21 protein-coding genes and 2 riboswitches are annotated in these 26,998 nt (G+C 67.8%); of the genes, 12 read left to right on the top strand and 9 right to left on the bottom strand.

The window, feature by feature from the left end:
* The first annotated feature begins 384 nt into the window (after nt 1-384).
* From FEI13_RS07015 to FEI13_RS06995, 5 genes are all read left to right on the top strand, one after another.
* Nucleotides 385-1,422 carry a YeiH family protein gene (locus tag FEI13_RS07015; protein WP_138180750.1) on the top strand — a complete coding sequence of 346 codons (1,038 nt, stop codon included), beginning with the start codon at nt 385-387 and terminating at the stop codon, nt 1,420-1,422.
* A gap of 402 nt (nt 1,423-1,824) precedes the next feature.
* On the top strand, nt 1,825-2,709 hold the full coding sequence (locus FEI13_RS07010) for an amino acid ABC transporter substrate-binding protein (RefSeq protein ID WP_204758374.1): 885 nt from the start codon (nt 1,825-1,827) through the stop codon (nt 2,707-2,709).
* Between the two features lie 144 nt (nt 2,710-2,853).
* Nucleotides 2,854-3,570 carry an amino acid ABC transporter permease gene (locus FEI13_RS07005; protein ID WP_138180748.1) on the top strand — a complete coding sequence of 239 codons (717 nt, stop codon included), beginning with the start codon at nt 2,854-2,856 and terminating at the stop codon, nt 3,568-3,570.
* Nucleotides 3,571-4,227: an ABC transporter permease subunit gene (locus FEI13_RS07000; RefSeq protein WP_138180746.1), complete on the top strand. Its 657-nt coding sequence runs from the start codon at nt 3,571-3,573 to the stop codon at nt 4,225-4,227.
* Entirely contained in the window at nt 4,224-4,952 is a 729-nt protein-coding gene (locus tag FEI13_RS06995) for an amino acid ABC transporter ATP-binding protein (protein ID WP_138180744.1), read from the top strand. Before FEI13_RS07000 ends, FEI13_RS06995 begins: the two co-directional genes overlap by 4 nt.
* A gap of 101 nt (nt 4,953-5,053) precedes the next feature.
* On the opposite strand, the gene pta is transcribed toward FEI13_RS06995, so the two are convergent.
* Together pta and FEI13_RS06985 are read right to left on the bottom strand one after the other, a co-directional pair.
* The gene (gene pta, locus FEI13_RS06990; protein ID WP_138180742.1) at nt 5,054-7,231 is read right to left on the bottom strand and encodes a phosphate acetyltransferase; all 2,178 of its coding nucleotides are present in this window, start codon (nt 7,229-7,231) and stop codon (nt 5,054-5,056) included.
* Nucleotides 7,218-8,420, bottom strand: coding sequence for an acetate/propionate family kinase (locus FEI13_RS06985; protein ID WP_138180740.1), 1,203 nt, complete (start codon nt 8,418-8,420; stop codon nt 7,218-7,220). Before FEI13_RS06985 ends, pta begins: the two co-directional genes overlap by 14 nt.
* Nucleotides 8,421-8,676: 256 nt before the next feature.
* On the opposite strand from FEI13_RS06985, the gene FEI13_RS06980 reads away from it, so the two are divergent.
* Nucleotides 8,677-9,186, top strand: coding sequence for a porin family protein (locus tag FEI13_RS06980; protein WP_138180738.1), 510 nt, complete (start codon nt 8,677-8,679; stop codon nt 9,184-9,186).
* Between the two features lie 144 nt (nt 9,187-9,330).
* Here the strand turns inward: FEI13_RS06980 and thiC are convergent, their stop codons facing one another.
* From thiC to FEI13_RS06950, 6 genes are all read right to left on the bottom strand, one after another.
* The gene (gene thiC / locus FEI13_RS06975) at nt 9,331-11,250 is read right to left on the bottom strand and encodes a phosphomethylpyrimidine synthase ThiC (protein WP_138180736.1); all 1,920 of its coding nucleotides are present in this window, start codon (nt 11,248-11,250) and stop codon (nt 9,331-9,333) included.
* 78 nt (nt 11,251-11,328) lie between these two features.
* Nucleotides 11,329-11,440: riboswitch (TPP riboswitch) on the bottom strand.
* Nucleotides 11,441-11,525: 85 nt separating this feature from the next.
* Nucleotides 11,526-12,194 (bottom strand): thiaminase II, encoded by a 669-nt coding sequence (gene tenA / locus FEI13_RS06970; RefSeq protein WP_138180768.1) that lies wholly within the window; start codon nt 12,192-12,194, stop codon nt 11,526-11,528.
* Nucleotides 12,195-12,263: 69 nt separating this feature from the next.
* A riboswitch (TPP riboswitch) is annotated at nt 12,264-12,385 on the bottom strand.
* A 63-nt stretch (nt 12,386-12,448) separates the two neighbouring features.
* Entirely contained in the window at nt 12,449-15,829 is a 3,381-nt protein-coding gene (locus FEI13_RS06965) for a hypothetical protein (protein WP_138180734.1), read from the bottom strand.
* Nucleotides 15,830-15,890: 61 nt separating this feature from the next.
* Entirely contained in the window at nt 15,891-16,820 is a 930-nt protein-coding gene (locus tag FEI13_RS06960) for a lysophospholipid acyltransferase family protein (protein WP_138180732.1), read from the bottom strand.
* A gap of 3 nt (nt 16,821-16,823) precedes the next feature.
* Entirely contained in the window at nt 16,824-17,207 is a 384-nt protein-coding gene (locus tag FEI13_RS06955) for a DUF4870 family protein (RefSeq protein WP_138180730.1), read from the bottom strand.
* A gap of 87 nt (nt 17,208-17,294) precedes the next feature.
* Nucleotides 17,295-17,696 (bottom strand): VOC family protein, encoded by a 402-nt coding sequence (locus tag FEI13_RS06950; protein WP_138180728.1) that lies wholly within the window; start codon nt 17,694-17,696, stop codon nt 17,295-17,297.
* Between the two features lie 39 nt (nt 17,697-17,735).
* On the opposite strand from FEI13_RS06950, the gene FEI13_RS06945 reads away from it, so the two are divergent.
* From FEI13_RS06945 to FEI13_RS06920, 6 genes are all read left to right on the top strand, one after another.
* The gene (locus tag FEI13_RS06945; RefSeq protein ID WP_138180726.1) at nt 17,736-18,374 is read left to right on the top strand and encodes a class I SAM-dependent methyltransferase; all 639 of its coding nucleotides are present in this window, start codon (nt 17,736-17,738) and stop codon (nt 18,372-18,374) included.
* Nucleotides 18,375-18,535: 161 nt separating this feature from the next.
* On the top strand, nt 18,536-19,924 hold the full coding sequence (locus tag FEI13_RS06940) for an MFS transporter (RefSeq protein WP_138180725.1): 1,389 nt from the start codon (nt 18,536-18,538) through the stop codon (nt 19,922-19,924).
* Nucleotides 19,925-20,092: 168 nt separating this feature from the next.
* Nucleotides 20,093-21,913 carry an acyl-CoA dehydrogenase gene (locus FEI13_RS06935; protein ID WP_138180722.1) on the top strand — a complete coding sequence of 607 codons (1,821 nt, stop codon included), beginning with the start codon at nt 20,093-20,095 and terminating at the stop codon, nt 21,911-21,913.
* 102 nt (nt 21,914-22,015) lie between these two features.
* Nucleotides 22,016-23,647 (top strand): acyl-CoA synthetase, encoded by a 1,632-nt coding sequence (locus FEI13_RS06930; RefSeq protein WP_138180720.1) that lies wholly within the window; start codon nt 22,016-22,018, stop codon nt 23,645-23,647.
* A gap of 218 nt (nt 23,648-23,865) precedes the next feature.
* Nucleotides 23,866-24,714 (top strand): 3-hydroxybutyryl-CoA dehydrogenase, encoded by an 849-nt coding sequence (locus tag FEI13_RS06925; protein ID WP_138180718.1) that lies wholly within the window; start codon nt 23,866-23,868, stop codon nt 24,712-24,714.
* 251 nt (nt 24,715-24,965) lie between these two features.
* Entirely contained in the window at nt 24,966-25,739 is a 774-nt protein-coding gene (locus FEI13_RS06920) for an enoyl-CoA hydratase-related protein (RefSeq protein ID WP_138180716.1), read from the top strand.
* 77 nt (nt 25,740-25,816) lie between these two features.
* Here FEI13_RS06920 and thpD read toward each other — a convergent pair whose 3' ends face one another.
* Nucleotides 25,817-26,761, bottom strand: a complete 945-nt coding sequence (thpD, locus tag FEI13_RS06915) for an ectoine hydroxylase (protein WP_138180714.1) — start codon at nt 26,759-26,761, stop codon at nt 25,817-25,819.
* Nucleotides 26,762-26,998: the final 237 nt, after the last annotated feature.

The raw sequence follows: 26,998 nt of genomic DNA, 5'->3' as shown, positions 1-26,998 counted from the left end.
GTCTTCTTGGTCATGAACACCTCCATTGCCTCCATTATGAGGCTTATCGGGGTGTCCGCTCCAATTGGACCACTTCAGATCAAGGCGGCGCATGCCGAGCGGACACGATCCTCGACGGTGGCGTAAATGTTGGCCTCAAGGGCGGCCGACAACTGGTCCTAACCTCCACGCATGCTCTCCATGCACCATGTCCCCCTAGAAGCCGGCAGGAGCCATTCCCCTGCCTTGGTCCGACGCCCAGGGACGGGCGTCCCCGGGCCTCTGGCACCGGGATCCATATTCCAATAACGAAGGGCCGATCCACCAGTCGGAGGAACCGACGGTCGTCCCAGCGCTTACAAGGGCGGCGACATGACGCATCTAGCCGCCAAGGGAGCAATCGATATGCCCAGTCTTCAAACCGTCAGGCACCCTCTGCTGCGGATGCAGGAATCCTTCCAGCGCATCATGCCGGGATTGCTTATCTGCATCACTATCGCCCTGGCGACGACCTTCATCGCCGACCATTACGGCGGTCCGACGCTGCTCTATGCCCTGCTGTTCGGCATGACCCTGCACTTCCTCTCCGAGGAGGGACGCTGCCTGGCCGGCGTCGAGTTCGCCGCGAAGAAGGTGCTGCGGATCGGCGTCGCGCTGCTAGGCGTGCGCATCACCATCGAGCAGGTCGCCGAGCTCGGCATCGGGCCGGTGCTGACCGTGGTCTGCGGGGTGATGCTGACCATTGCGCTCGGCGCCCTGCTGGCGCGCCTGCTGGGGCTGGACAAGGACATGGGCCTGTTGACCGGCGGCTCGGTGGCGATCTGCGGCGCCTCGGCGGCGCTGGCCCTGTCGGCGGTGATGCCGCGTCACGAGACCCATGAGCGCAACACCATCATGACGGTGGTGGGGGTGACCACGCTCTCCACCATGGCGATGGTGATCTATCCGCTGATCGTGGGGGTGCTGGGACTCGGCGATACCGAGGCGGGCATCTTCCTCGGCGGCACCATCCACGACGTGGCCCAGGTGGTCGGCGCCGGCTACATGATCTCCGAGGGCACCGGCGACGTCTCCACCTTCGTCAAGCTGCTGCGGGTGGCGATGCTGGTGCCGGCGGTGATGGTCTTCATGTTCCTGTTTCGCCGCGAGCGGCGCCAGGAGGAGGGCACCAGCAAGGTACCGATGCTGCCGACCTTCCTGGTCGCCTTCGTGGCGCTGGTGATCATCAACAGCCTCGGCTGGATCCCGCCGGTGGTCACCGAGGGCTTCACCGACCTGTCGCGCTGGTGCCTGGTCACGGCCATCGCCGCCCTGGGCATCAAGACCTCCTTCCAGAAGCTCGCCGTGGTCGGCTGGAAGCCGGTGGTGCTGATGGTGGCGGAGACCGTCTTCCTGCTGCTACTGGTGCTGGCCTTCATCTACTTCGGCGTAGCGAGCATCTGATCACGCCCTGAATGCGACAGGCCATCGGCGGGCGCCCCCTCGAGCGATCGAGCGGGGCGCCCGTCGCATTGGGAATAGGCTCGGCGCCACGGCATGCTGTCAAATGACGGTTTCCTCGTCGGCAGCCATTTTAGGTTTCGTCGTCGTTGCATAAACCCATGTATGGACATGCTGCCAACGATAATTCTCCGTTTTCGTTGAAACGAAGAGATTTTTATCGTCTATGCTATTTATTGATCAGACTTGAACATCTTGGCATGAGTCGCATTCGGGCATCTTGAACTAGGGTGGAGAAGACCGCCAGTGACGGGAGATTGCTCGTAGTCGACCGGGCCCTCGGACAGAAATGGCAGAAAACCCAACAACAAACGACTGCATGCTCAACCGAGCAAGGGGATGGAAATGAAGATGAAACGTCTCGGAACATTGCTGACCGCCGCGGCAATAGGCCTTTCGACCATCGGCACCTCCAGCGCCCAAGACCAAGAATTGGGGCCCACGCTCAGCAAGATTAAAGGCAGCGGTGTCATCACGATCGGTCACCGCGAGACCTCGGTGCCGTTTTCGTACATTGGCGAGGAACAGCAACCGGTCGGTTATACGATAGACATCTGCATGCAGATCGTGGACGAGATCAAGAGTGAGATCGGTGTCGACGAGCTGAACATCAAGTGGGTACCGGTGACGCCCCAGACCCGCATCCCGCTGATGGCCAACGGCACGCTCAACCTGGAGTGCGGCTCGACGACCAATAATCTGACCCGCCAGCAGCAGGTGGATTACGCGGCTATCACCTATATCACCGGCACCAAGCTGCTGACCAAGAAGGATAGCGGCATCGCCACGGTGGAAGACCTGGCAGGCAAGCCCATCGCCCTGGCCCAGGGCACCACCAACGAGCGGGTGGTCAAGGAGGCCATCGAGGAGCGCGGCATCGAGGATGTGAATATCGTCTCCGTGAGGGATCATGCCGAAGGCTTCCTGGCCTTGCAGACCGACCGCGTGGATGCCTATTCGACCGATGACATCCTGCTCTACGGCCTGATCGAGAAGGCCAGGGATCCCGAGACCTACGAGGTGGTGGGCGATTTCCTGTCCTACGATCCCTACGCCATCATGCTCCCGCAGAACGACAGCAAGTTCCGCCTGGTGGTCAACCGCCGGCTGGCCGAGCTGTTCCGCACCGGTGAGATCGAGAAGATCTACAGCAAGTGGTTCGAGCCCATGGGCGTGCCCATGTCCGACCTCCTGCGCGCCAACTTCAAGATCAACGCCCTTCCAAAGTAAGAGATTCTTGAATCACTGCCTTGCGAGTGGCTGACCGCAGGTCTGTGCACAGGCCCAAAAGGTGGAAGCATAGCGCATGAAATCATGCTTTCGGGGTCACTGCCGTGACCCCGAACCTGACTGGGCGAAAATTAAGGAATGCTCATGAACTACAACTGGAATTGGGCGGTCCTGTTCCAGGAACCCTACCTGGGCTGGCTTTTATCCGGCTTGCAGTGGACCCTGCTGGTGGCGATCGCCGCCTGGGTCATTGCCTTCGTGGTGGGCTCCACGATCGGCATCCTACGTACGGTCCCGAACCGCCTGGTACGGACCCTGGCGGCGGCCTATGTTGAGTTGTTTCGCAATATCCCGCTGCTGGTGCAGCTGTTCGTTTGGTACTTTGTCGTGCCCGAGCTGCTGCCCGAAGACCTGGGCCTCTGGGTAAAGCGAGATATGCCCAATCCCGAATACGTGACGGCCGTTGTGGCACTAGGCGCCTATACCGCGGCACGCGTAGCCGAGCAGGTTCGCTCCGGCATCCAGACCATCCGTAAGGATCTGGTGAACGCGGGTCTCGCCATCGGGCTGACTCCCCTGCAAACCTATCTGTACATCAGGCTTCCGATCTCCTACCGAATCATTGTGCCGCCGCTGACTTCGGAATTCCTGACCATCTTCAAGAATTCATCGCTGGCGCTGACCATCGGCGTGCTGGAACTGACCGCCCAGGCGCGGCAGATCGAGAACTATACCTTCCAGGGCTTCGAGGCGTTCACTGCCGCCACGGTGCTTTATCTGGTCATCACGCTTCTGGTGGTGCTGCTGATGCGCCTGATTGATCAGAAGACGCGTATCCCAGGCTCGGTGGGGGCAAACTAGATGGGTGATTTTGATTTCCTGGTCATTATTGAATCGCTACCGTTCCTGTTTGATGGGCTGCTCATCAGCTTCCAGCTGACCTTTCTGGCGTTGCTGGCAGGACTCGCCTGGGGCACTATCCTGGCGGTGATGCGAATCTGGGGACCGGCGCCGCTACGCTGGTTCAGCGCCATCTACGTCAACGTCTTCCGGTCGATCCCGCTCATCCTGGTCATCTTCTGGTTCTATTTCCTCGTGCCACTACTGATCGGCCGCCCGGTGGGCAACTTCACCAGCGCGCTGATCGCTTTCTCGCTGTTCGAGGCGGCCTATTATGCCGAGATCATGCGTGCCGGGCTCAATTCGGTCTCGCGTGGACAGGTCTATGCCGGCCTGGCCATCGGGCTGTCGCCCCGCCAGAACCTCCAGTACGTGATCCTCCCCCAGGCGTTCCGAAACATGATTCCGGTCCTGCTGACCCAGGCGATCATCCTTTTCCAGGACACCTCCCTGGTCTATGTCGTGGCACTGAGCGATTTCATGACCTCGGCCAGCACGGTAGCCAAAGTGGAAGGGCGGCTGGCAGAGATGTACCTCTTCGCGGCTCTGGTGTATTTCCTCATCTGCTTCTCCGGCTCCATGCTGGTCAAGCACCTGCAGAAAAAGAAGGTCGCATGATAAAAATCGACAATATCGATAAGTGGTACGGTGACTTCCATGTCCTGAAGAGCTGTTCGCTCGAGGTCGAGCGTGGCGAGGTGATCGTCATCTGCGGTCCGTCCGGCTCGGGGAAGAGCACACTCATCAAGTGTGTCAACGCGCTGGAACCGGTCGACAGCGGACGCATCGTGGTCGAAGAGACCGATGTGACCGACAAGGGCACCAAGCTGCCCCTGGTGCGGGCGCGTATCGGCATGGTGTTCCAGCATTTCGAGTTGTTCCCGCACAAGACGGTGATCGAGAACTTGATGATGGGCCAGATCAAGGTGCTGAGACGCTCGCAGGATGAGGCGCGCCAGAAGGCGGAGAGCTTGTTGAAGCGAGTGGGGCTATCCGATCAGGCGGACAAGTATCCCTCTGCCTTGTCCGGCGGACAGCAGCAGCGGGTGGCGATCGCCAGGGCCCTGGCCATGGATCCCATCGCCATGTGTTTCGACGAGCCGACCTCGGCGCTCGATCCTGAGATGATCAGCGAGGTGTTGGACGTCATGGTCGAGCTGGCCAAGGAAGGCATGACGATGATGGTGGTCACCCACGAAATGGGCTTTGCCCGCAAGGTAGCGCGTCGGGTGGTCTTCATGGACCAGGGGGAGGTGAAGGAGATCGCACCCACCGAGACCTTCTTCAAGAACCCCGAGTCGGAGCGTGCCAAGGAGTTCCTGTCAAAGATTCTGGCGCATTAGGCGACGTATGGACTGAAGCCATCCGCGGGCGCCCCCTCGAGCGGGGCGCCCGCTGCATGAGAGGAGTTGATCGAGGGGGAGGACGGCCACGGGCCTCGGCGTCAGGACGCCTCGGCGGCCTGGATGGCGGTCAGGGCGATGGTATAGACGATATCGTCGACCAGGGCTCCCCGCGACAGGTCATTCACCGGCTTGTTGAGCCCCTGCAGCATGGGACCGACGCTGACCACCCCCGCACTTCGCTGCACCGCCTTGTAAGTGGTGTTGCCGGTGTTGAGGTCGGGGAAGACGAAGACCGTGGCGCGCCCCGCCACCGGCGAGTCGGGCGCCTTCTGGCGGCCCACGCTCTCGATGGCCGCGGCGTCGTACTGCAGCGGGCCGTCGATACACAGCGAGGGCTCGCGCTCCCGGGCGATGCGCGTGGCCTCGCGTACCTTATCGACGTCGGCCCCGCTGCCGGAGGCCCCGGTGGAGTAGCTGATCATCGCCACCCGGGGCTCGATGCCGAAGGCCGCGGCGGATCGGGCGCTCTGGATGGCGATCTCGGCCAGGGTCGCGGCGTCCGGATCGGGGATCACCGCGCAGTCGCCATAGACCACCACCTGGTCGGGCAGCAGCATGAAGAAGATCGACGACACCTGGCGATAGCCGGGGGCCGTCTTGATCAGCTGGAAGGCGGGGCGCACGGTGTTGGCAGTGGTGTGGATCGCCCCCGAGACCAGGCCGTCCACCGCGCCCTCGGCGAGCATCATGGTGCCGAGCACCACGCTGTCCTGGAGCTGGTCCGCGGCGGTCAGGGCGTTGAGCTTGCCGGGGCGACGCTTGACCATCGGCTTGACGTAGGCGAGGCGGATCTTGGCCGGGTCGAGGATCTCAAGATCCTCGGGCAGCTCAAGGCCGCGGCTCCGGGCCACCGCCTCGACCTCCTCGCGCCGGGCCAGCAGCACGCAGCGGGCGATGCCGCGCTGCTGGCAGATCACCGCGGCCTCCACGGTGCGCGGCTCGCTCCCCTCGGGCAGCACGATGCGCCGCTTTGCCTGCTGGGCCAGCCGCACCAGCCGATGGCGAAAGGCGGCCGGCGAGAGCCGGCTCGGGTAGCCGAGGCTGAGGTTCTCCTTGAGCCACGCCAGGTCGAGGTGGTCGGCCACGAAGCGGGTCACCTGCTCGGCCCGCTCGGGGTCGTCGACGGGAATGTCGTTGGCCATGCGGTCGAGCTGCTGGGCCGTCGAGTAGCTGTCGGAGTCCACGGCCAGCACCGGCAGCCCGCTCGCCAGCGCCGGGCGGCAGAACTCGATCATCGCCTCATTCGGTAGTTCGCCGTGGGTCAGCAGCAGGCCCGCCAGCGGCACGCCGTTCGTGGCCGCCAGTGACGCGGCGAGCAGGATGTCGTCGCGATCCCCCGGGGTAACCAGCAGCCGGCCGGCGCGGAAGACGTGCAGGGCATGGGAGGCGCTGCGGGCGCACAGGCTGGTACCCAGCACCCGGCGACGCTCGGCTTCGCCCTGATGCAGGATGCGCGCCTCCAGGGCCCGGGCGACGTCCAGCACCCGGGGAGCGGAGAGGGTGGCGTGCCAGGGCACCGCGCCGATCAGGTGGAAGCGGTCCTCGTCCAGCGCTGGCAGGTGGCGGCGCAGGCGCGCGAGCTGCGGGTCGTCGAGCCCGGTCGTGAGTTCGGGCGCCGCCAGCGGCGCGGGGGCTTCGTCGTCGGGCTGCGGGCGCAGACGCATCAGGATGCAGCCGAGGGTGCGCGGGGAGTCGACGCCCTCGAAGGGCTGGGCGTGCAGGTCTAGGCGCTCCGCCAGGTCGCGCGAATCGCTCAGGTCACCGTCGGCCACCAGGATGACGCGCGCATTCAGCGCGTGGGCCAGCGCCTCGTTGAGCCGGCTCGCATAGCTGCTGTGCGGGCTGGGAGCGAGCCCCTCGATCACCACGAGTTCCGGGGCATCGCCCGCCTCCGGCAGGGCGACCCGGGCGTGGCGCTCCACGGCTTCTTCCATCAGCTCGTCGGCGCGCTCCTCGCGCAGCAGGCGCTCGAGCCGCGCCTGGGGCAGCGGCGTGGGTGGGTCGAGGCCCAGGGTGCTGGTGGCCAGGGCGCAGGAGCGATCGGGCCCCTGGCCGTTGATCTCGTCCTGGCGGAACGGTTTCATGAAGCCGGCCTTGAGTCCGAGGGTGTCCAGGGCGCGGATCAGGCCCAGGCAGGCGGAGGTCAGGCCGATGCCGCCGTCGGTGGGCACCAGCAGCAGGTTGCGGGGGTCGGGACGGCGGTCACTGGGGGGCATGGGCGGCCTCTTCCTGGAGCAGCTGGCGGGTTTCCTCGGCGATGCGCCCCTCCTCGTCGGTGGGGATGACCCACAGCTCCGGTGCGCGGCCGTCCTCACCGGGATCGATGCGGCCCTCTCGACCGCCTACGGTATCGGCATTGGCCACGGCGTCCAGGCGCAGGCCGAAGTGACGCAGCTGCTCGACCACCCGGGCGCGCACGTCGCTGTCGTTCTCGCCGATGCCGCCGGTGAAGACGATGCCATCCAGGCGCGGCAGGGCGCAGCTGAGCCCCGCCAGCGACTTGGCCAGGCGATAGCAGAATACCTCGATGGCAAGCTCGGCGCCCGCGTGGTGCTCGGCGGCGGCCTGGTGCAGACGGCGCATGTCGTTGGAGAGCCCGGAGAGACCGAGCAGGCCGCTCTCCTTGTTGAGCAGGGTGTCGATGCGTTCGAGCGACCAGTCCAGCTGGCGGGCCAGGTGGGCGTGCAGGCCGGGGTCCACATCGCCACTGCGGGTGCCCATCACCAGGCCCTCCAGCGGCGTCAGGCCCATGCTGGTATCGACGCTCTGGCCCTGCCAGACCGCACAGGTGGAGCAGCCGTTGCCCAGATGCGCGATGAGCCAGCCACCGTGACGGCGCTCGCTCAGGGCATCGACCCGTGCACTCACGTAGGCGTGGCTGCTGCCATGGAAGCCGTAGCGGCGAATGCCGTGTCGGCGGTAGAGCGCGTCCGGCAGCGCATAGCGATAGGCCCGAGGGGGCAGGGTCTGGTGGAAGGCGGTATCGAAGACCGCCACCTGCGGCAGGTCGGGGAACAGCGCCTGGGTGGCCGCCATGCCCTCGAGGTTGGCCGGGTTGTGCAGCGGCGCCATGGCCACGGTGGCCTCGATGGCCCGCCTCACGGCGGCGTCGATGCGGGTGGCGCGGGTGAAGCGCTCGCCGCCGTGGACGACGCGGTGCCCCACCGCCACGGGGTGCTGTTCCTCGAGGCCCTCGAGGATCTCCGCCATGGCGTCGGCATGGCCGGCCCCGTGCAGCGGCCGCGAGAACGGGCGGCCCTGGCCATCGACGCCCTTCAGGCGTGCATCCTCGCTGCCCAAGCGCTCGGCCAGGCCGGAGAGGCGTGGCTGATGGGCAGAGTCGGGCACCAGGGCATACTTGATCGACGAGGAGCCGCAGTTGATGACCAGTACCGGGTCGTTCATGGCACATCCTTCCGTGTCGAGGGGCGCGGGGCGTGCGATCGCCTGTTGGCGGATGGGCACGGCGCCTGATCCTTGCGAAATTAACACGTTGCGAGGCGAGAAACAGTGACGTGGACCGCGGGGCGGCGACGCGGGTGTTTCTCTTTGTTGTGCGACGCCGCGGCTCGTCGCCTCGAGGTGAGTATTGCACTTTGGTCTAAGCTGTACCAGAATGAAGTCGTGTATGAAAACAGTGTTTTCTAACTGGAGAGCTGCCATGAAGACCTTTACGATCTCTGCCGTATCCGCCGCCCTGCTGCTGGCCGGCACCAGTGCCCTGGCTCAGAGCAGCAGCCCGATGAACTACGACCCGAGCCCCTACCTCGGCGGCGACGCCCTGTTCTGGGAGCTGGATCCGGACCGCGGCCCCGGCAGCGCCGACAGCATCGGCCTGCGCCTGCGCGGCGGGGTGGCCTTCAACGACTATTTCGCCCTGGAGGGCCACCTCGGCGGCGGTGGCTCCGACGGCAGCGTCGAGCTCGACTACCTGGCCGGCGCCTACGCCAAGGGCATCCTGCCGATCACCCCGGACTTTCGCCTCTACGGCCTGGCCGGCTTCACCGAGGTGGACTTCGATATCGAGGAGGAGAGCGGTTTCTCCTGGGGCGGCGGCGCCGAGTTCGACGTGGCACCGAACCTCGCCCTCGGGGCCGACTACGTCCGCTATCTGGACGAATCGAACTACACCTTCGATGCCGCAAGCGTCGGGATGACCTTCCGCTTCTGAGCATCGGACGCTCTTCGCTGCGCCATAACGCAACGCCCCCGCCGGACAACCGGCGGGGGCGTTTTTTGTCGAGTGGGCTGGCCGAGGGCGACCAGATGTTCTGGCTCAGAGCGCTGAGTTTGAGTTCTGATCAAGAGCTCTGGTTCAGACCTCCTTGTAGAGCTCGGCGCCCTCCTGGCGGAACCGTTCGGCCTGCTCCTGCATGCCACGCTCCACTGCGTCCTGCTCGCCATCGAGGCGCTTGTCCTTGGCCTCGCTCTTGAAGACCGAATCGCGGACCTCCTGGCTGATCTTCATCGAGCAGAACTTGGGCCCGCACATGGAGCAGAAGTGCGCCACCTTGGCGGAGTCCTTGGGCAGGGTCTCGTCGTGGTACTCGCGGGCGGTGTCCGGGTCCAGGCCCAGGTTGAACTGGTCCTCCCAGCGGAACTCGAAGCGCGCCTTGGAGAGGGCGTTGTCGCGGCGCTGGGCGGCCGGGTGGCCCTTGGCGAGGTCGGCGGCGTGGGCGGCGATCTTGTAGGTGATGATGCCGGTTTTGACGTCGTCCTTGTTGGGCAGGCCCAGGTGCTCCTTGGGCGTGACGTAGCAGAGCATGGCGCAGCCGTACCAGCCGATCATCGCCGCGCCGATGCCGGAGGTGATGTGGTCGTAGCCGGGGGCGATGTCAGTAGTCAGCGGCCCGAGGGTGTAGAAGGGCGCCTCATCGCACTCGGTGAGCTGCTTGTCCATGTTCTCCTTGATCAGGTGCATGGGCACGTGACCCGGCCCCTCGATCATCACCTGGACGTCGTGCTGCCAGGCGATGCGGGTCAGCTCGCCCAGGGTCTCCAGCTCGGCGAACTGCGCCTCGTCGTTGGCGTCGGCCACCGAACCCGGGCGCAGGCCGTCGCCCAGCGAGAAGGCCACGTCGTAGCGCTTGCAGATCTCGCAGATCTCCTCGAAGTGGGTGTAGAGGAAGCTCTCCCGGTGGTGGAAGAGGCACCACTTGGCCATGATCGACCCGCCACGGGAGACGATGCCGGTGACCCGCTTGGCGGTCAGCGGCACGTAGCGCAGCAGCACGCCGGCGTGGATGGTGAAGTAGTCCACGCCCTGCTCGGCCTGCTCGATCAGGGTGTCGCGGAACACCTCCCAGGTGAGGTCCTCGGCCACGCCGTTGACCTTCTCCAGCGCCTGGTAGATGGGCACGGTGCCGATCGGCACCGGGGCGTTGCGGATGATCCACTCGCGGGTCTCGTGGATGTTCTGCCCGGTGGAGAGATCCATGATGGTGTCCGAGCCCCAGCGGATGCCCCAGGTCATCTTGTCGACCTCGTCCTCGATGGAGGAGGTGACCGCCGAGTTGCCGAGGTTGCCGTTGATCTTCACCAGGAAGTTGCGGCCGATGATCATCGGCTCGGATTCCGGGTGGTTGATGTTGCAGGGGATGATCGCGCGGCCGGCGGCCACCTCGTCGCGCACGAACTCCGGCGTGATCTCCTCGGGCAGGCGGGCGCCGAAGCCCTGCCCTGGGTGCTGGTGGCCGAGGATGCGCTCGACCTCCTCGGTGCCTGAGTACGTTGTAGAGAGCGCCTGTCGGCGCTGATTCTCGCGAATGGCGATGAACTCCATCTCCGGGGTGATGATGCCCTGACGGGCGTAGTGCAGCTGGGTGACGTTGTGCCCGGGCTTGGCGCGGCGCGGCGTGCGGGTCAGGTCGAAGCGCAGTGGGGCCAGCATCGGGTCGTTGGCGCGGCGGCGGCCGTATTCGGAGGTCGGGCCGTCGAGGCGCTCGGTGTCGCCGCGTTCCTCGATCCAGGCGCGGCGCAGCTCCGGGAGCCCGCGACGCAGGTCGATCTCGGCCTCGGGGTCGGTGTAGGGGCCGGAGGTGTCGTAGACCAGCAGCGGCGGGTTGGCCTCGTCCTCACCGGAGGTCTTGGTCGGCGACAGGCCGATCTCGCGGAACGGGACGCGGATGTCGGGGCGCGAGCCCGTCACAAAGATCTTGCGCGAGCCGGGCAGCGGCTGGATGGCGGCCTCGTCGACGCGGGCGCTCTCGGCGAGGAATTGGGCGGTCTTGCTCATGGTGTTCTCCCTTGGATTGTCGGGGTCTTGTCAGGGAGGACACAGGCGGGAAGGACAGGGGCGGCGGCGTCAGGGGCACACGGCCTGTCGCTTGATCCCTACGCTGGTCCTAGCCAGTTCAGGTTCAACGGGATCCATGCTGGCAAGCGCATGGTCTCAGCCGTCTTCAACGGCGCCCCGTCAAGCGTGGTGGTCGGGCAATCTCGCGATTCCCCTTCTATCCCGTGGATGGGCGGCCTGACCAGGGCCAGCCCGGGACGACAGGTGGGACCAGCTCAGAGGCGCTGGTCCAGACCCATCTGCCAGAAGTCGATCTCGAGCCGGGTGGCGTCGCGGAACACCGCGGTGAGCTCGGCGAAGCGCGCCGGCGTCACCTCCGCCAGGCGCGCGTCCAGCCAGGCGCGTTCATCCGCCATGGCCTGTTGGAACGCCGTGCTCTCGTACATGGCGATCCAGGCGTCATAGGGATTGGCGGCGCCGCGTACCGTGGTGTCACGGCCGTTGAGCCACTGGGCGATCTCGCCGTAGCCGATCAGGCAGGGGGCGAGCGCCACGTGGAGATCCAGCAGGTCGCCGCGGTGGCCGGTGTCCAGCACGTAGCGCGTGTAGGCCAGCGTCGCGCGGGCCTCGGGCAGGCGCGCCAGGTCCTGCTCCGAGATGCCCCAGCCACGGCAGTAGTCCACGTGCAGCCCCAGCTCCACATCGAGGATGGTCTTCAGGCCCTCGAAGGCGTGGCGCAGCTCGCTAAGGTCGCGGCTCTTGTAGGCGGCCAGGGCGTAGGCCCGAGCGAAATGGATCAGGAACAGGTAGTCCTGCTGGAGGTAGTGGCGAAAGGCGCCCTCCTCGAGGGTGGCGTCGCCGAGCCGGCGCACGAACGCATGCTCGATATAGCCGCGCCAGTCGTCCTGGCAGGCCGCGGTAAGGTCGTCGAAACGGTAGCCCATCATGCCTCCGATCAGGGGGAGATCCGGAAGCGGGGCGGGAGAGGGTGGCCAGGGAAGGTGCCGAGAGGGCACTGGTCACCGCTTGATTCCTACGCCGGTACTAGCCGGATCAGGTTCCACGGGACCAGCGCTCGGTGTCTCGACACCCCGCGCCATCTCAGCCGGCTCTACCGGCACCCCGTCAAGCGAATTCCTGAGTCTATCAGGTCTCTCGTCGGCAGGCACAGCCCTCTCGCCCACCAGGGAGCGGTGCCTCATTCCGGAGTAGCGTCCAGCAGTTCGACCCACTCTCTCCGCTCGGGAAGCGTCAGCTCGCTGGCGGGCCGGCCGCTGGCATACCAGTCGCGGACGTTGCGCAGCTGCCATCGCCGGCGCTCGCCATCCAGCTCGATGCCCAGTCGAAAGGGCCCGTAGCGGGCGAGGGCGCGGCCCGCCAGCTGGGAGTCGCGCAGGGCGATGTTGGCCAGCAGCTCCAGGCGACCGCCGCCCCGCACGGTGAGGTCCTCCAGGCGAAGGGTGTCATCGTCGAGCATCACTCGCGCCTGGCCGCGCACCTCGCCGAGCGTCAGCCTGTCGCGCAGCCAGTGTCGTTCCCGGGCCGCGTCGAGGAACAGGTTGACCAGCAGGCCGCTGTCGCGCATGGCGAGGTCGAGCCGGGCGTCGAGCGCTAGCGGTGCCGTCCAGTGCATCTCTCCCTCGGGGACCTCGAGGCGCGCCCACCAGCCCCGGGAAAGGCCGCCGCTGGCGTTCTCCAGGTGCACGTCGCGCATGCTCAGCGTGGAGCCTGCGACGTCGAAGCGCAGGGTGTCCAGGTCGCCATCGGCAAGGCGCGCCTCCAGCGCCAGGTTGCCCTCCAGGATCTGCTCGTCGAAGGCGAGGCGGGCGTCGGAGGCGTGAAGCTGCAGGCTGCCCTCGGCCCCCAGGCCCTCCAGTCGCAGGTGGGTGGCCATCGTCGCCTGGCCCGAGAGGAAGGCAATGCCCGCATCCTTCGGCAGGTAGTCGTTGAAGGCGGCGAGGTCCGGTATCGCCACATCGGGCATGTCGATGCGCGTGCTGAGTGCCTCCAGGCCCTCGCTGGGGTCCAGCTGCCGCGCCCGGCTGCGGATCTCCAGCCGGCGGCCGTCGATCAGCGCGTCGCTGCCCTCCTGGCGGCGCAGGCCGAAGCGGGGCAGGGAGAGGTGCAGCTGGGCGCCGGGGTCGGTGGTCTCCAGCACCAGCGAGCCGTCGCCGAAGGCCTCGTAGTGCAGGAAGCGCACGGCGAGCCTGTCGGAGTGCACGCGAAGCTGGCTTGCGGGCATCACCTCGTCGTCCGCCAGGCCGAGATCGAGATGCAGGCGCCCGCCGCCCTGGACGGCCAGGCCATGCTCGTCCGGCAGGAAGGCATTGAGGAAGCCGAGCCGGTCGAGCTGGCCATCCAGTCGAAGGGTGCCGGCCAGTGGGCGGCGTGGCGACTCCCGGCCGGGCCAGTCGAAGACGCCCTCGAGGCGCGCCCTGGGCAGCACCAGCAGGGTGTGAAGTGCCTCCCCGCGACTCGACGAGGCGGTCAGTTCCAGCCGGCTGCCGGACAGGTCGACTCGCTGGCGGTCGGGAACGATCTCGCGCAGCTCCAGGGTCACGTCCAGCTCGCCCTGAAAGTCCTCCTCCAGCAGGCGGCCCCTGATGTCGTCGCCTGCCAGGGTGATGCGCCCTCGGCCGCGGTCGTCTTCCAGCATGATGCGCCCCCGGCTGTCGGCCCATCCGGCCTCCAGTCGCAGCGGCGCCGCCTCCGGCAGGTAGGCGTTGAGCACCGCCACATCGGGAATACGCGCGCCGTGCCACTCTACCGCCAGTGAGCGGGAGCGCGGGAGCTTGGGTCCTGCACTCGCCGTGCCGGTGAAGGAGAGCTGTTCGGCCTGGAAGAGTCGACGGCCATCCGCGAGGCGGGTGAGGGCCACCTCATTGAAAACGAGCGCGAGGTCGGCCTGCGGACCGGGGTCGTCGGGGCGCAGGGCGAGGTGCGCCCGGCCCTGGCCGCGGGCATGCACGCCGAGGAAGCGCGCCCCGAGCGCCTCGGAGCGCACCTCCAGCTGGCTGCCCTCCCGTGGCTGCCCGTCCCGCAGGTGCAGGGTCCCGTCGAGCCGGCCGCCGCCTTCCAGGGCCACCAGTCCGACGCCGTCGAATCGCTCGGCGAGGAAGGGGGCGAGCATGCCGAGATGGCCCACCCGGCCATGCAGTTCCAGGTCCGCCGACCAGGGGGTGGCGCCGTCGGGCGGGGGGGCGTCATCCGGCGTTCGCCAGGCCAGCGGCGACTGGAAGTGGGCCGTAGGCAGTTGCAGTTCGGCGGTGAGCGGCTGCGCCTCGCCCGGGGCGGCGGCATCGAGGTCGAGTCGCGCGCCGGAGATGTCCACCAGGCCGCGTTCGACGTCGAGCTCGGCAATCGGCAGGTGCAGGTCGAGTCGTCCCCTCAGGGGCTGCTCGCCGAGGCGCAGGGCCAGGGGGTCGCCGGACAGGTCGAAGCCCCCGCTCAGGCGCCCGCCGTCGTAGGCCAGCTCGCCCTGCAGCCTTGCCACACCGCCCTCCAGGGTCATCGGCACCCCGGCAGGGAGATAGCGGTCGAGGGCGGCGATATCGCCCACCTCGGTGTTCCGCCAGTGCAGGCGGGCCCGGACATCACGCGCCTCGTGACGCGGGTCGGAGGGTGCCGGAATGCGCAGGGCGGGCGCGGTGAGGTCGAGCCGGAAGCCCTCGCCGCGGAGCAGCGGCGCAGACGCGGGGGGAGCGGCGACATCGGCCATCTCGATGCCGTCGAGCTCGACGGCGAGGCGGGCGCGTTCGGCCATCTCGGCCTCCACCGAACCGGCACCATCGATTCGGTAGTGCGTTCCCTCCTCGAGCCAGTGGCTCTCATCAAGACGCACGCTCAGCTGCGGCGAGTCGAGGCGCAGGTGGCTGCCTGGTTGTACCTTGCCCCCCTCGATCACGACCTCGCCCCGCAGGTCGCCGCGGCCACCGACCTCCAGCCAGCCGAGCGAGGCGAGGTAGGGGTTGAAGACGGTGTAGGCCTCGCTGCGCCCGGCCAGGGCGACGCTGCCCGAGACGACGCGTCCCGCCTCGCTGCCGGTGGCCTCGGTCAGCACCAGCGGGGCGAGGGCCAGGTCGGCCTCCAGGGTGACGCCCTCCACCAGTCGCGTGTCGTCTCTCAGCACGGTGCCGTCGTCCAGCGTCAGCTTTACCGCCTTCGCGGCCAGCGTACCGGCGCCCCAATGGAGGCCCTCCAGGTGCAAGCGGCCGCTACCCTGCAGGCGGTATGCCTCCAGGCGGACGTGGCGGATCCCCTCGGCATCGAGGCGGCGCAGCCGGACCTCACGGCCGAGCAGCGGGGCCAGGGCGACGCCCAGCGTGGCGCTCTCTGCCTGCAGCGCAACGTGGTGCCCGGCGGCGGTGCCGGCAAGGCGGAATGCGGACACCCGCAGGTGGCCGGGAAAGGCCGTCCAGGCCCGCTCCCACTCCAGCGTGAAGTGCGGTGCGCGGTCGAGCTGGCGGCGTCCCCAGTCGCTGTTGAGCAGCGGGTTGGCGATGACGAGGTAGAGCGCATGGAGGGCCGCCAGGAGGAGGGCGAGCCGGGCCAGCATCCTGAGCGGCGTGGAGCGAATCATGGAAGGCGCTGGCGTGTCGGGTGCATGGAGCCACCTTCAAGTCGGACGGCAACGGCCGCACTCAGTAGAGCCGGAAGCGCTTCCAGCCGGGCTTGCCCTCGGCCTCCTCGGGGGTCTTGCGATAGCGCTTGTACTCCCACTGGTACTGGGCCGGATCCAGGGCGATGGTCGACTCCACACAGGCGTTGACCCCCCTCGCCGAGGTGGTTTCGTCGGGGGCGTAGACCCGCTCGTCGGCGGCCAGGAAATGCAGGGCGTAGCCGCGGCCGGGCAGGCGCAGGGCGACGCCGGTGACGACTCGCGCCTCGGTGCGGGCCACCAGCTTGGGCAGCAGGGTGGCGGTGTAGGCGGGCCGGCCGAAGAAGGGGGCGAAGACGCCGCTGCCCCAGCTGGGCACCTGGTCGGGCAGGATGCCCACCGCCTCCGAGCGCTTGAGCGCCTTGAGCAGGGCGGCCACGCCACGGGGATTGGTCGGTACCAGGCTGGCGCCGCGGCGCTCGCGGCCCTGGCGGATGATCGGGTCCAGCGCGGCGAGCTTGGGGGGCTCGTACATGGCGGTGAACGGGAAGTGGCCGGAGAGCCAGAAGTTCAGCACCTCCCAGTTGCCGAAGTGGGGCGCCAGCACGATGACGCCACGCCCCTCGGCCCGGGCCCCGTCGAGCAGCTCGCGGCCGTGGACCTCGACGATCGACGCCTCGACCCGCTCGGGGTCGCCCATCCAGGCGAAGCCGAGCTCCAGCATGGTGGCGGTGGAGTGGGTCAGGCTCTGTCGAGCCAGCCGCCCTCGTTCGGCGTCGCTGCGCGCGGGATAGGCCTCGGCCAGGTTGATGCGGGTGACCATGCGCTCGCGGCGGCTGAAGCGCGCGACCAGCGGGCCGATCACCCGGGCCAGCCGCCACAGGGTCGTCAGGCGACGATTCGCGAGGCCGCGCCACAGGGCGGCGATGGCGCGCGCCTGGCAGGCCGGCAGGCGGGAGTCACCGTCGCGCATGGCTCACACCCACCAGGTGTCGACGTTGTCCGGCGCACGCCGCTCGTTGAGCGCCTTGAGTCCCTTCACGCAGCGGATCACCAGCCACACCACGGCAGCCAGCCAGGTCAGAAAGCCGATCAGCACCAGGGTGAGCAGGCCGGACACGCCGAAGTAGAGCAGGGCCAGCCAGAAGGTGCGGACCTGATAGCGGTAGTGCTCGTCGAGCCATGCAGGCCCGTTGCCACGGTAGACGTAGGCGATCACCACGGCCACCAGCGAGGTCAACCCGCCGGTGACCATGCCCGCCAGGTGCAGCACGTACACCACGATGGGAAGGGTCGTGTCGGGGGCGCCCCCCTGTTCGGCGACGGCCCGGCCGTCATCTCGATGCGGGTTGTCGTTCATGGCTCGTCCCTGATGGTGGCTTGACTGGCGCCAATGATACCGACCGAGGTGAACAATGACACCAGGCCGAGCGTCCGCGCGGGGTCGTCAGTGCCCTTCGACAGGCAGGGGCTTCACGGGGCGGCTGATCTCGATGAGGTTGCCGTCGGGGTCGCGCAGGTAGAGCGAACTGAGCTCGCCCGTGGCGCCCTGTCGCGGCACCGGGCCGAGCTCCACCTCCACGTCCAGCGCCTCCAGGTGGCGCTGGACCTCGTCCAGCGGCAGCAGGCTGCGCACGCAGAGATCCACGCTGCCGGGGGTGGGCGTGGCGGCTCGGGGGGCGATGTCGGTGGCGGTCCAGTGCAGGCGCAGGGCCATGTCGCCCAGCATCAGGTCGACGCGTTCACGGTCGCGGTAGCGGACCTCGAGCCCGAGGACGCGGGAGTAGAAGTCTACGGCGCGGGAAATGTCGGTCACGGTGATGACCAGATGGTCCAGACCTGACAGCATGCATATCTCCTTGGAAAGATGGCCTGGCAAGAGAATACGATGATGCTGATCTGTCCGCTATGTGCGTCGCTTGGTACCGCCCCCTTTCACCGCGATGTACGGCGCGACTATCAGCGCTGCGGGCGCTGCGCGCTGGTCTTCGTGCCGCCGGCGCAGCGCCTCGGGCCCGCGGCGGAGCGAGCGGTCTACGACCAGCACGAGAACTCCCCCGACGACCCCGGCTATCGTCGCTTCCTGTCGCGGCTCTTCGACCCGCTGAGCGCGAGGCTCGCCCCGGGCGTGCGCGGGCTCGACTTCGGCGCAGGGCCGGGGCCGACCCTCTCGGTGATGTTCGAGGAGGCCGGCCACCCGACGGCTATCTATGACCCCTTCTACGCGCCGGATGCCTCGGTCCTCGAGCGCCGCTATGCGTTCATCACGGCCACCGAGGTAGTGGAGCATCTCTTCGCCCCCGGCGAGCAGCTCGCCCGGCTGGTCGATCGGCTCGAACCCGGCGGCTGGCTGGGGCTGATGACCAAGCGCGTCACGAGCCCCGAGGCCTTCGCCGGCTGGCACTACATCCTCGACCCCACTCACGTCTGTTTCTTCAGCGAGGCGACCTTCGCCTGGTTCGCCCGGCGCCACGATCTGCGGGTGCAGTTTCCCGCCGACGATGTGGTATTGCTGCAGCGCGGGTGATCGAGCAACTTTCGATAACGTGTCGTTATCATAAGGAAAAAGCCCCGATTCGGCCTCGATAAAGGGATTGGCGGCGCCCGGTGCCGAGCGTATATTCGATATTTCAAGTGCTGGCTGCCCGGCCGCGCCTCTCCCACGCCGTTTGCTCGAGACTCTTGCCCATGCCCCGGCAGTTGCTGCTCATGGCCCTGGCACCCTTGCTGGGGCTCTTCATTCTGGGGATCGGCAACGGTTTCCTGGCCACCGTGATCACCCTGCGCCTGGACGCCGCCGGCGAATCGCCGGAGGTGATCGGCTGGGTCTCCTCTGCCTACTTCGTCGGCCTGGCGCTGGGCGCCATGCTCAATGACCGGCTGCTGCTGCGCATCGGTCATATCCGCGCCTACGGCAGCTTCGCCTCGCTGGTGGCGGTCACCGTGCTGTTGCAGGGCCTGGTGGCCGAGCCCTGGGCCTGGTTCGCGCTGCGCCTGATCGGCGGCTGGGCCACTGTGGGGGTGTATCTGGTCATCGAGAGCTGGCTGTTGGCCTCCGGCGATGCGGGGGTGCGCGGACGCCTGCTGGCGCTCTACATGATCGCGCTCTACGCCGCCGGCGTGCTCGGCCAGCTGCTGCTGGGCGTCACCGAGGCGATGGGCGGGCCGGCGTCGTTCATGGTGATCGGCCTGCTGGCCTCGCTCTCGGTGCTGCCCATGGCGATGATCCCGCGGGTTTCGCCGCTGATCGAGAAGGCCGAGCCGCTCTCGCCGCTGCGCCTGGTCACCCTTACCCCCACCGGGGTGATGGGCAGCTTTGGCTCGGGGCTGGCGGTGGCCGCCGCCTACTCGCTCTTGCCGCTCTACCTGCAGCGCACCGGGCTGTCGGTCGACCGGATCGGCCAGATGATGGCGGTGATGGTGCTCGGCGCCATGTTGCTGCAGTACCCGGTCGGGCGCTGGTCGGACCGCCACGACCGCCAGCTGGTGCTGATCCTGATTGGCGCCTTCTGCACCCTGATCTCCGCGGCGGTGATCTGGCTGCCGATGAACACGGCGGTCCTGGCCGGGCTGCTGTTCCTGCTCGGCGGCGGCATCTTCTCGCTCTATCCGGTGGCGGTGGGACACGCCGCCGACCGCGCCCCGGCCGGCGCCCTGGTGCGCATGAGCCAGGGCCTGCTGCTGATCAACGCCATCGGCTCGGCGGTGAGTCCGCCGCTGGTCTCGCCGGTGATGAGCCTGCTCGGCGATGCCGGCCTGTTCTGGGCCTTCGGCGGCCTGGGCCTGTTCCTGGTGCTCTTCTTCGGCTGGCGGCGCAGCGTGCGGCCGGCGCCGCTGCCCGTGGCGCCGTTCTCCGCCACCACCCCGATGTCCTCGGCCGGCGCCGAGCTGGCCGTGACCGAAGAGTGGGTGCAGGGCGCCCTGGAGCACGAGCACGTGGAGGATCTCTCCGGGGCCGTGGCCGAGGTCGAGGTGGCAGAAGCCCTGGTAGGCCCGCCGCCGCCGGACGAGCCGCATATCGTCTACTACGACGAGGGCGCGGAGCCGGAGGAGCCCCCGGCCCCCGCGCACGCCTGATAGCAACCCCTTGATGACCCGCCGAGCCCGCTGCCCTGCCGCGGGCTCGCGCGCATTCACGAACCTCGGCGGTGGAGGAGCGATCCTCGAGGGGGCGACCTTGGGCTAATGGCCAACGAAAAGTAGGGAATCTACTATCGGAGCTATCATTTTCCCTAGAGGTGCTTCATGACCCCCTATGCCGCTCCCGTCCGCGATTTCCGCTTCGTGCTGGAGGAACTGCTCGAGCACGGCTCGCTGGGCCTGCCCGGCTTCGAGGAGACCAGTCCCGACCTGGTCGAGGCGGTGCTCGAGGAGGCGGCGAAACTCGCCGGCGACGTCTGGGCCCCGCTCAATGCCAGCGGCGACCGCCAGGGGTGCACGCGCCGCCAGGACGGTTCGGTCAGCGTGCCCGACGGCTTCATCGAGGCCTATTGCGCCTACGCCGAGGGCGGCTGGAACGGCATCGGCGTCAGCGAGGCGCGGGGCGGGCAGGGCCTGCCCGAGGTGGTGGCAAGCTCGGTGCAGGAGATGCTCCACGGCGCCAACATGGCCCTCGGGCTCTGCCCGATGCTCACCGCCGGGGCCATCGAGGCGCTGGCCCACCACGGCAGCGAGGCGCAGCAGGCCACCTACCTGCCGAAGCTGGTCGAGGGCACCTGGACCGGCACCATGAACCTCACCGAGCCCCAGGCCGGTTCCGACCTCTCCAAGGTGCGCACCCGGGCGGTGCCGTGCCCCGAGGGGGAGGGCGACCATTACCGGCTCAGCGGCCAGAAGATCTATATCACCTGGGGCGAGCACGACGCCGCCGAAAACATCCTCCACCTGGTGCTGGCGCGCACGCCGGATGCCCCCGAGGGCAACCGGGGGATCTCGCTGTTCCTAGTGCCCAAGTTCCTGGTCAACGACGACGGCTCGCTTGGCGAGCGCAACGACGTCACCTGCGCCTCCATCGAGCACAAGCTGGGCATCCACGGCTCGCCGACCTGTACCCTGAGCTTCGGCGAGAACGCCGGCGCCATCGGTTACCTGGTGGGCGAGCAGGGGCGTGGCCTCAACCACATGTTCACCATGATGAACGAGGCGCGCCACAAGGTGGGCGTGCAGGGCATCGGCGTGGCCGAGCGGGCCTGCCAGCACGCCTTCGCCTATGCCCTGGACCGCGTGCAGGGCAAGCGCCCGGCGCACCGCGGCGGGGGCGAGTGCACCATCAGCGATCACCTGGACGTGCGGCGCATGCTGCTCTCCATGCGCGCCCGCACCGATGCGCTGCGCGCGCTCGCCCTCTATTGCGCCGCCCAGCTCGACGTGGCGCGCCACGCCGCCGAGGAGAGCGACCGCCAGGCCGCCCAGGCGCGGGCCGAGGTATTGATCCCGGTGGTCAAGGCCTTCTCTACCGACCAGGCGGTGGAGATCGCCTCGCTCGGCGTGCAGGTGCACGGCGGCATGGGCTTCATCGAGGAGACCGGCGCCGCCCAGCTGCTGCGCGACGCGCGCATCGCGCCCATCTACGAGGGCACCAACGGCATCCAGGCCCTGGATCTGGCCGGGCGCAAGCTGCAGCGCGACGGCGGCCGGGCGCTGGGCGGGCTGATCGACGAGGTGGAAGGCACCGCCCGGGCGCTCTATGCCGCGCCCGGGCTGTCGCCGCTCGGCGAGGCGCTCGCCGCCGGCGCCGCCGATCTCACCGCCGCGCTGGCCGTGCTGCTGGAGCAGGGCAGCGATCCCGAGCGCGGCCCCGATGCCATCCAGGCCTACGCCACGCCCTTCCTGAGCCTGGCCGGCCACGTGCTCTGCGCCTGGCAGATGGGGCGGGCGGCGCTGGCGGCCACCGCCGCCCGCCAGGCCGGCAGCGAGGACCCCGAACGACCGGACCCCTTCTATGCGGCCAAGCTCGCGAGCGCCGACTTCGCCATTCGCCAGTGGCTGCCCGAGGGGCGCGCCCAGCGCGCGGTGATCGAGGCCGGCATGGAGAGCCTCGTCGCCTTCGAGCCCGGCGCCCGTTAAGCCTTTCGCCGTGAGTCGCGAGCCGTGAACCGAGACCAGTGAGCCTGTCCGCCGCCGGCCCCACGCCCGCGGCGGCCCTCCGGGATATCCGTGGAGACCATCATGACCCAGAGCATCTTCGAGCAGGGCCTGCCCCAGACGCCGGCCAACCACGTGGCGCTCTCGCCGCTGACCTTCATCGAGCGCAGTGCCAGCGTCTATCCGGACTATCCGGCGGTGGTGCACGGCGAGATCCGCCGCACCTGGGCCGAGACCTGGGCGCGCTGCCGGCGCCTCGCCTCGGCGCTGGAGAAAAACGGCATCCTGCCCGGCCAGACCGTGGCGGCCATGCTGCCCAACGTGCCGGCGATGTTCGAGGCGCATTTCGGCGTGCCGCTGGCGGGCTGCGTGCTCAACACCTTGAACATCCGCCTGGACGCCGAGGCCATCGCCTACATGCTCGAGCACGGCGAGGCCAAGGCCGTGCTGGTCGACCCCGAGTTCGCGGAGGTGATCGAGGCCGCGGTGGCCGGACTCGAGCACAAGCCGCTGCTGATCGACGTCGACGATGCGCTCTTCGAGGGCGAGGCGCGCCGCATCGGCGAGGTGGAGTACGAGGCCCTGCTGGCCAAGGGCGATGCGGACTACGCCTACGCCCTGCCGCAGGACGAGTGGCAGGCGATCTCGCTCAACTACACCTCCGGCACCACCGGCAAGCCCAAGGGCGTGGTCTACCACCACCGCGGCGCCTACCTGAACGCGGTCAGCAACATCCTCGAGTGGGCCATGCCCCACCATCCCGTCTACCTGTGGACGCTGCCGATGTTCCACTGCAACGGCTGGTGCTTCCCCTGGACCATCGCCGCCAATGCCGGCGTCAGTGTCTGCCTGCGCCGGGTCGACCCGAAGCGGATCATGGACCTGCTCGCCGACGAGGGCGTGACCCACTTCAGCGGCGCCCCCATCGTGCTCAACGGCCTGGTCAACCTGCCCGAGGAGCAGAAGCGCGACTTCGACCACCCGGTGAAGGTCACCACCGCCGGCGCGGCACCGCCCGCCGCGGTGATCGCCGGGGTCGAGCGGCTCGGCATCGACGTGACCCACGTCTACGGCCTGACCGAGGTCTACGGTCCGGTGACCGTGTGCGCCTGGCGCGAGGCCTGGGACGAACTGCCCATGGAGCAGCGCGCCCGGATCAAGTCCCGCCAAGGCGTGCGCTACCACATGCTCGAGGCGCTTTGCGTGGCCGACCCGACCACCCTCGAACCGGTGCCCAAGGACGGTGAGACCATCGGCGAGATCCTGATGCGCGGCAACAACGTCATGAAGGGCTACCTCAAGAACGAGGCGGCCACCGAGCAGGCGCTGGAGGGCGGCTGGTACCATACCGGCGACCTGGCGGTCTGGCATCCGGACGGCTACCTGGAGATCAAGGACCGCTCCAAGGACATCATCATCTCCGGTGGCGAGAACATCTCCACCATCGAGGTGGAGGACGCCGTTTACTCGCATCCGGCGGTGGAGGAGGCCGCGGTGGTGGCCAAGCCCGACGAGAAGTGGGGCGAGACGCCCTGTGCCTTCGTCAAGCTCAAGGTGGGCTACGGGGCGGTCACCGAGCAGGAGATCATCGAGCACTGCCGGAAGCACCTGGCCCGCTTCAAGGTGCCCAAGACCGTGATCTTCACCGAGCTGCCCAAGACCTCCACCGGCAAGATCCAGAAGTTCGTGCTGCGCGACGAGGCGCGCAAGCAGTAACCCGACAAGAACCAAAGCCCAATGCCTCCGGGGCCATCGTTTTTATCTGTAGCGAGAGGCGCCCGGGACAGGTCGAATGAGGAGGTCTTTTGCCAAGGAAGGCAAAAGTAGCGCCCAGGGAAGGGTTCACAGCGCCTCCTTGCAGGCCTGTTGCCGGAAACGCCTCGAGCGAGCCATACAACTGCAGTAGTCCTGCCAATGACACCAAGGAGAGTGCAATGAGAGAGCAACCGATCGGCGTAGTCGGCGCCGGCACGATGGGCCAGGGCATCGCCCAGGTGCTGGCGGCGAGCGGCTTCGAGGTCAAGCTCTACGACGTGGCCGACGAGCAGCTCGGCCGCGCCACGGCGGCCATCGACAAGGGGCTCGGCAAGCTGGTGGCCAAGGAGAAGCTTAGCGAGGCCGACAAGGCGGCCGCCATGGCGCGCCTGGACACCACCACCGCGCTGGACGCGCTGCGCGAGTGCGAGGTGATCATCGAGGCCGCCCCGGAGCAGCCGGCGCTAAAGGAGAAGCTATTTCGCGACCTGAGTCGCCTCACCCACGACGCGATCCTGGCCTCCAACACCTCATCGCTGTCGCTGACGCGCCTGGCCGGTGTCTGCGAGCGTCCCGAGCGGGTGGTCGGCATGCACTTCTTCAACCCGGTGCCGGTGTTGAAGCTCGTCGAGGTGATTCGCGCCGAACAGACCAGTGACGCCACCGTCGCGCGCATCGAGGCGCTGGCCGAGGCGCTCGGCAAGACTGCCGTGTCGGTCGGGGACTCGCCGGGCTTCGCGGTGAATCGCCTGCTGGTGCCGATGATCAACGAGGCGGCGTTCCTGGTGCAGGAGGGCGCGGCCACCCCCGAGGCCATCGACCAGGCGATGAAGCTTGGCGCCGCGCATCCCCTGGGGCCGCTAGCGCTCGCTGACTTGATCGGTCTGGACGTCTGCCTGTCGATCATGGAGGTGCTGCAGGAGGGCTTCGGCGATCCCAAGTACCGGCCTTGCCCGCTGCTCCGGCGCATGGTCGATGCCGGCTATCTGGGGCGGAAGAGTGGGCGTGGTTTCCACGTCTACGAATAGGAAAGCGTCGATTCACTACTGCGCTCGATATCCTGGCCGCCGGCGGTCCTCGCTCTCCTCATGTAGCAGGCTACACTCCGGGAGCTGCGGTCCGGCGGCGGCCAGCCTATCTTCGCTCGTGACGTGAATCCCCGGCTTTCCAGACGGAGTTCATCCAAGAGGGGATTGCCGCCCAACCAAGCGTTCGCTAGGGTTGGGCGGTCTGCTGTCAATAACGCCTTCCCCTCAACAACAATCCCAGGAGCCATACCATGAGCGAGACCCTGATCGAGGTCGCCGACAACGCCGGCGTCGTACGCCTGACCCTCAGCCGCCCCAAGGCGCTGAACGCCCTGAACAGCGCCGTGCTGAGCGAGCTGGCCGGCGTGCTGGATGAGTTGGAGCAGCGTGACGACCTGCGCGCCGTGCTGATCACCGGGGCCGGCGAGAAGTCCTTCGTCGCCGGCGCCGACATCGCCGAGATGCGCGACAAGACCCCGGAGCAGGCCCGCGCCTTCGCCGGCCAGGCGCTGAAGACCATCAAGCGCCTGGAGACCCTGCCGGTGCCGGTGGTCGCGCTGGTCAACGGCTTCTGTCTCGGCGGCGGCTGCGAGCTGGCCCTGGCCTGCGATTGGGCGGTGGCCAGCGACAACGCCATCTTCGGCCAGCCCGAGGTGCTGCTCGGCGTGATCCCCGGTTTCGGCGGCACCCAGCGCCTGCCACGCCGCGTCGGCCCGGCCATGGCCATCGACCTGGTGACCACCGGCCGCAAGATCGATGCCCAGGAGGCGCTGCGCATCGGCCTGGTCAATCGTGTGATGCCCCAGGCCGAGCTCGAGGCCTACGCCGAGGAGCTCACCAAGCAGCTCGGCGGCAACGGCCCCGAGGCCGTGCGCGGCGCCAAGCAGGCGGTCCACGACGGCCTGGACCAGGACCTGGACAGTGCGCTCGCGCTCGAGACCAGCCTGTTCGCGCTGTGCTTCGCGGGCGAGGAGCAGCGCGAGGGGATGAGCGCCTTCGTCGAGAAGCGCCAGCCGAACTTTTGATCCTGTCCCACCGGAACGAGACGGCCGTGACGCTTGCGTCACGGCCGTTGTCATTTGGGCTAGGAAAAGCCGGCCACTCAGCGCAGCGGCTCGACCCCCTGGCCCGAGAGTTCCGGAAAGTCGTCGTGCATCGTCAGCGGCTCGATGTCCTCGCGGGTCGCCAGGAATTCGGGCCGCCGCGAGGGCGCCGCATAGGGCTCGTCCAGGGTGTTGTCCACGCTGTTGTAGACGAAGAACAGGTTGGAGCGCGGCCAGGGCGACATGTTCTCGTTCGAGGCGTGCAGGGTGTTGCATTCGAACAGCAGCAGCGACCCCGCCGGCCCCTTGGGCGCCTGAATGCCGCCATGCTCGGCGAGCTGCGCGAGGGCCTGCTGATCGGGCACGCCGATCTCCTGGGCCTTCAGCGACTCCTGCCAGTTGGCCTCGGGGGTTTCGCCCATGCACGGCACGAAATGCCGGTGCGAGCCGGGAATCAGCATCAGTGGGCCGTTGAACTCGTTGTTGTCGGTCAGCATCAGCGAGGCGCTGACCGCCCGCATGCGTGGCATGCCATCCTCGGCGTGCCAGGTCTCGAAATCCGAGTGCCAGTCGAAGCCGCTGCCCTGGAAGCCGTACTTGTCGTTGATGCGCGACTGATGGATATAGACTTCGCTGCCCAGCAGCTGGCGCACCATGCCGAGAATGCGCGGGTCGCGGGTCATGCGGTCGAAGTGCTCAGAGAAGCGGTGCATGCCGAACACGGAGCGGATGGCGCCGTTGTTGGGGTCCTGGATGACTTGTTCGGAGCGCATCAGCGCGTCGTCTTTGGCCATCTCCTTGAGTTCCTCGAAGAACGGCTCGATGCGATCCCGCGAAAAGAAGCCGTCGAACCACAGAAAGCCATCCCGTTCGTAGCGCGAGAGCGCCACTTCATCCAGCGGCCCCTCCCAGCGACGCTGGTTGCGGGCATGCACCACCGGCTCCCGACGGGGCAGTGGCGCGCGGTATTCGTTCAGGCGAGTGGGATAGGGATCTGCCAACATGAGAAAACCTCCTCGTGATGTCAGTAACGCTAAGCCCGGATGTGTTTGTGGGACTTGTGGGACTTGTGGGGAGATGAACCGTGCTACCGGCGGTCTGAGCTTCCGTGGGGCTCCTTTGCCGCCTCGTGATCAAGGCCCCTCACAGGGATAGGTATAGCCAAGACCAATGAGGTTCAACCCTTGGCGGGGTAAGCCCCCGGGCGAGCGCCGCCACTTTTCCACCAGCGGTTCGAGCCG

The sequence above is a fragment of the Halomonas urmiana genome, assembly GCF_005780185.1.
In the GTDB taxonomy this organism is placed as follows: domain Bacteria; phylum Pseudomonadota; class Gammaproteobacteria; order Pseudomonadales; family Halomonadaceae; genus Halomonas; species Halomonas urmiana.
Note: the sequence above shows the minus strand (reverse complement) of the source record. Positions and strands in the feature narration are given on the sequence as shown.

Excerpts from the sequence above, each read along its gene's own strand:
- FEI13_RS07015 (WP_138180750.1), top strand. The coding sequence starts at position 385 with ATGCCCAGTCTTCAAACCGTCAGGCACCCTCTGCTGCGGATGCAGGAA.
- FEI13_RS07010 (WP_204758374.1), top strand. The coding sequence starts at position 1,825 with ATGAAGATGAAACGTCTCGGAACATTGCTGACCGCCGCGGCAATAGGC.
- FEI13_RS07005 (WP_138180748.1), top strand. The coding sequence starts at position 2,854 with ATGAACTACAACTGGAATTGGGCGGTCCTGTTCCAGGAACCCTACCTG.
- FEI13_RS07000 (WP_138180746.1), top strand. The coding sequence starts at position 3,571 with ATGGGTGATTTTGATTTCCTGGTCATTATTGAATCGCTACCGTTCCTG.
- FEI13_RS06995 (WP_138180744.1), top strand. The coding sequence starts at position 4,224 with ATGATAAAAATCGACAATATCGATAAGTGGTACGGTGACTTCCATGTC.
- pta (WP_138180742.1), bottom strand. The coding sequence starts at position 7,231 with ATGCCCCCCAGTGACCGCCGTCCCGACCCCCGCAACCTGCTGCTGGTG.
- FEI13_RS06985 (WP_138180740.1), bottom strand. The coding sequence starts at position 8,420 with ATGAACGACCCGGTACTGGTCATCAACTGCGGCTCCTCGTCGATCAAG.
- FEI13_RS06980 (WP_138180738.1), top strand. The coding sequence starts at position 8,677 with ATGAAGACCTTTACGATCTCTGCCGTATCCGCCGCCCTGCTGCTGGCC.
- thiC (WP_138180736.1), bottom strand. The coding sequence starts at position 11,250 with ATGAGCAAGACCGCCCAATTCCTCGCCGAGAGCGCCCGCGTCGACGAG.
- tenA (WP_138180768.1), bottom strand. The coding sequence starts at position 12,194 with ATGGGCTACCGTTTCGACGACCTTACCGCGGCCTGCCAGGACGACTGG.
- FEI13_RS06965 (WP_138180734.1), bottom strand. The coding sequence starts at position 15,829 with ATGATTCGCTCCACGCCGCTCAGGATGCTGGCCCGGCTCGCCCTCCTC.
- FEI13_RS06960 (WP_138180732.1), bottom strand. The coding sequence starts at position 16,820 with ATGCGCGACGGTGACTCCCGCCTGCCGGCCTGCCAGGCGCGCGCCATC.
- FEI13_RS06955 (WP_138180730.1), bottom strand. The coding sequence starts at position 17,207 with ATGAACGACAACCCGCATCGAGATGACGGCCGGGCCGTCGCCGAACAG.
- FEI13_RS06950 (WP_138180728.1), bottom strand. The coding sequence starts at position 17,696 with ATGCTGTCAGGTCTGGACCATCTGGTCATCACCGTGACCGACATTTCC.
- FEI13_RS06945 (WP_138180726.1), top strand. The coding sequence starts at position 17,736 with ATGATGCTGATCTGTCCGCTATGTGCGTCGCTTGGTACCGCCCCCTTT.
- FEI13_RS06940 (WP_138180725.1), top strand. The coding sequence starts at position 18,536 with ATGCCCCGGCAGTTGCTGCTCATGGCCCTGGCACCCTTGCTGGGGCTC.
- FEI13_RS06935 (WP_138180722.1), top strand. The coding sequence starts at position 20,093 with ATGACCCCCTATGCCGCTCCCGTCCGCGATTTCCGCTTCGTGCTGGAG.
- FEI13_RS06930 (WP_138180720.1), top strand. The coding sequence starts at position 22,016 with ATGACCCAGAGCATCTTCGAGCAGGGCCTGCCCCAGACGCCGGCCAAC.
- FEI13_RS06925 (WP_138180718.1), top strand. The coding sequence starts at position 23,866 with ATGAGAGAGCAACCGATCGGCGTAGTCGGCGCCGGCACGATGGGCCAG.
- FEI13_RS06920 (WP_138180716.1), top strand. The coding sequence starts at position 24,966 with ATGAGCGAGACCCTGATCGAGGTCGCCGACAACGCCGGCGTCGTACGC.
- thpD (WP_138180714.1), bottom strand. The coding sequence starts at position 26,761 with ATGTTGGCAGATCCCTATCCCACTCGCCTGAACGAATACCGCGCGCCA.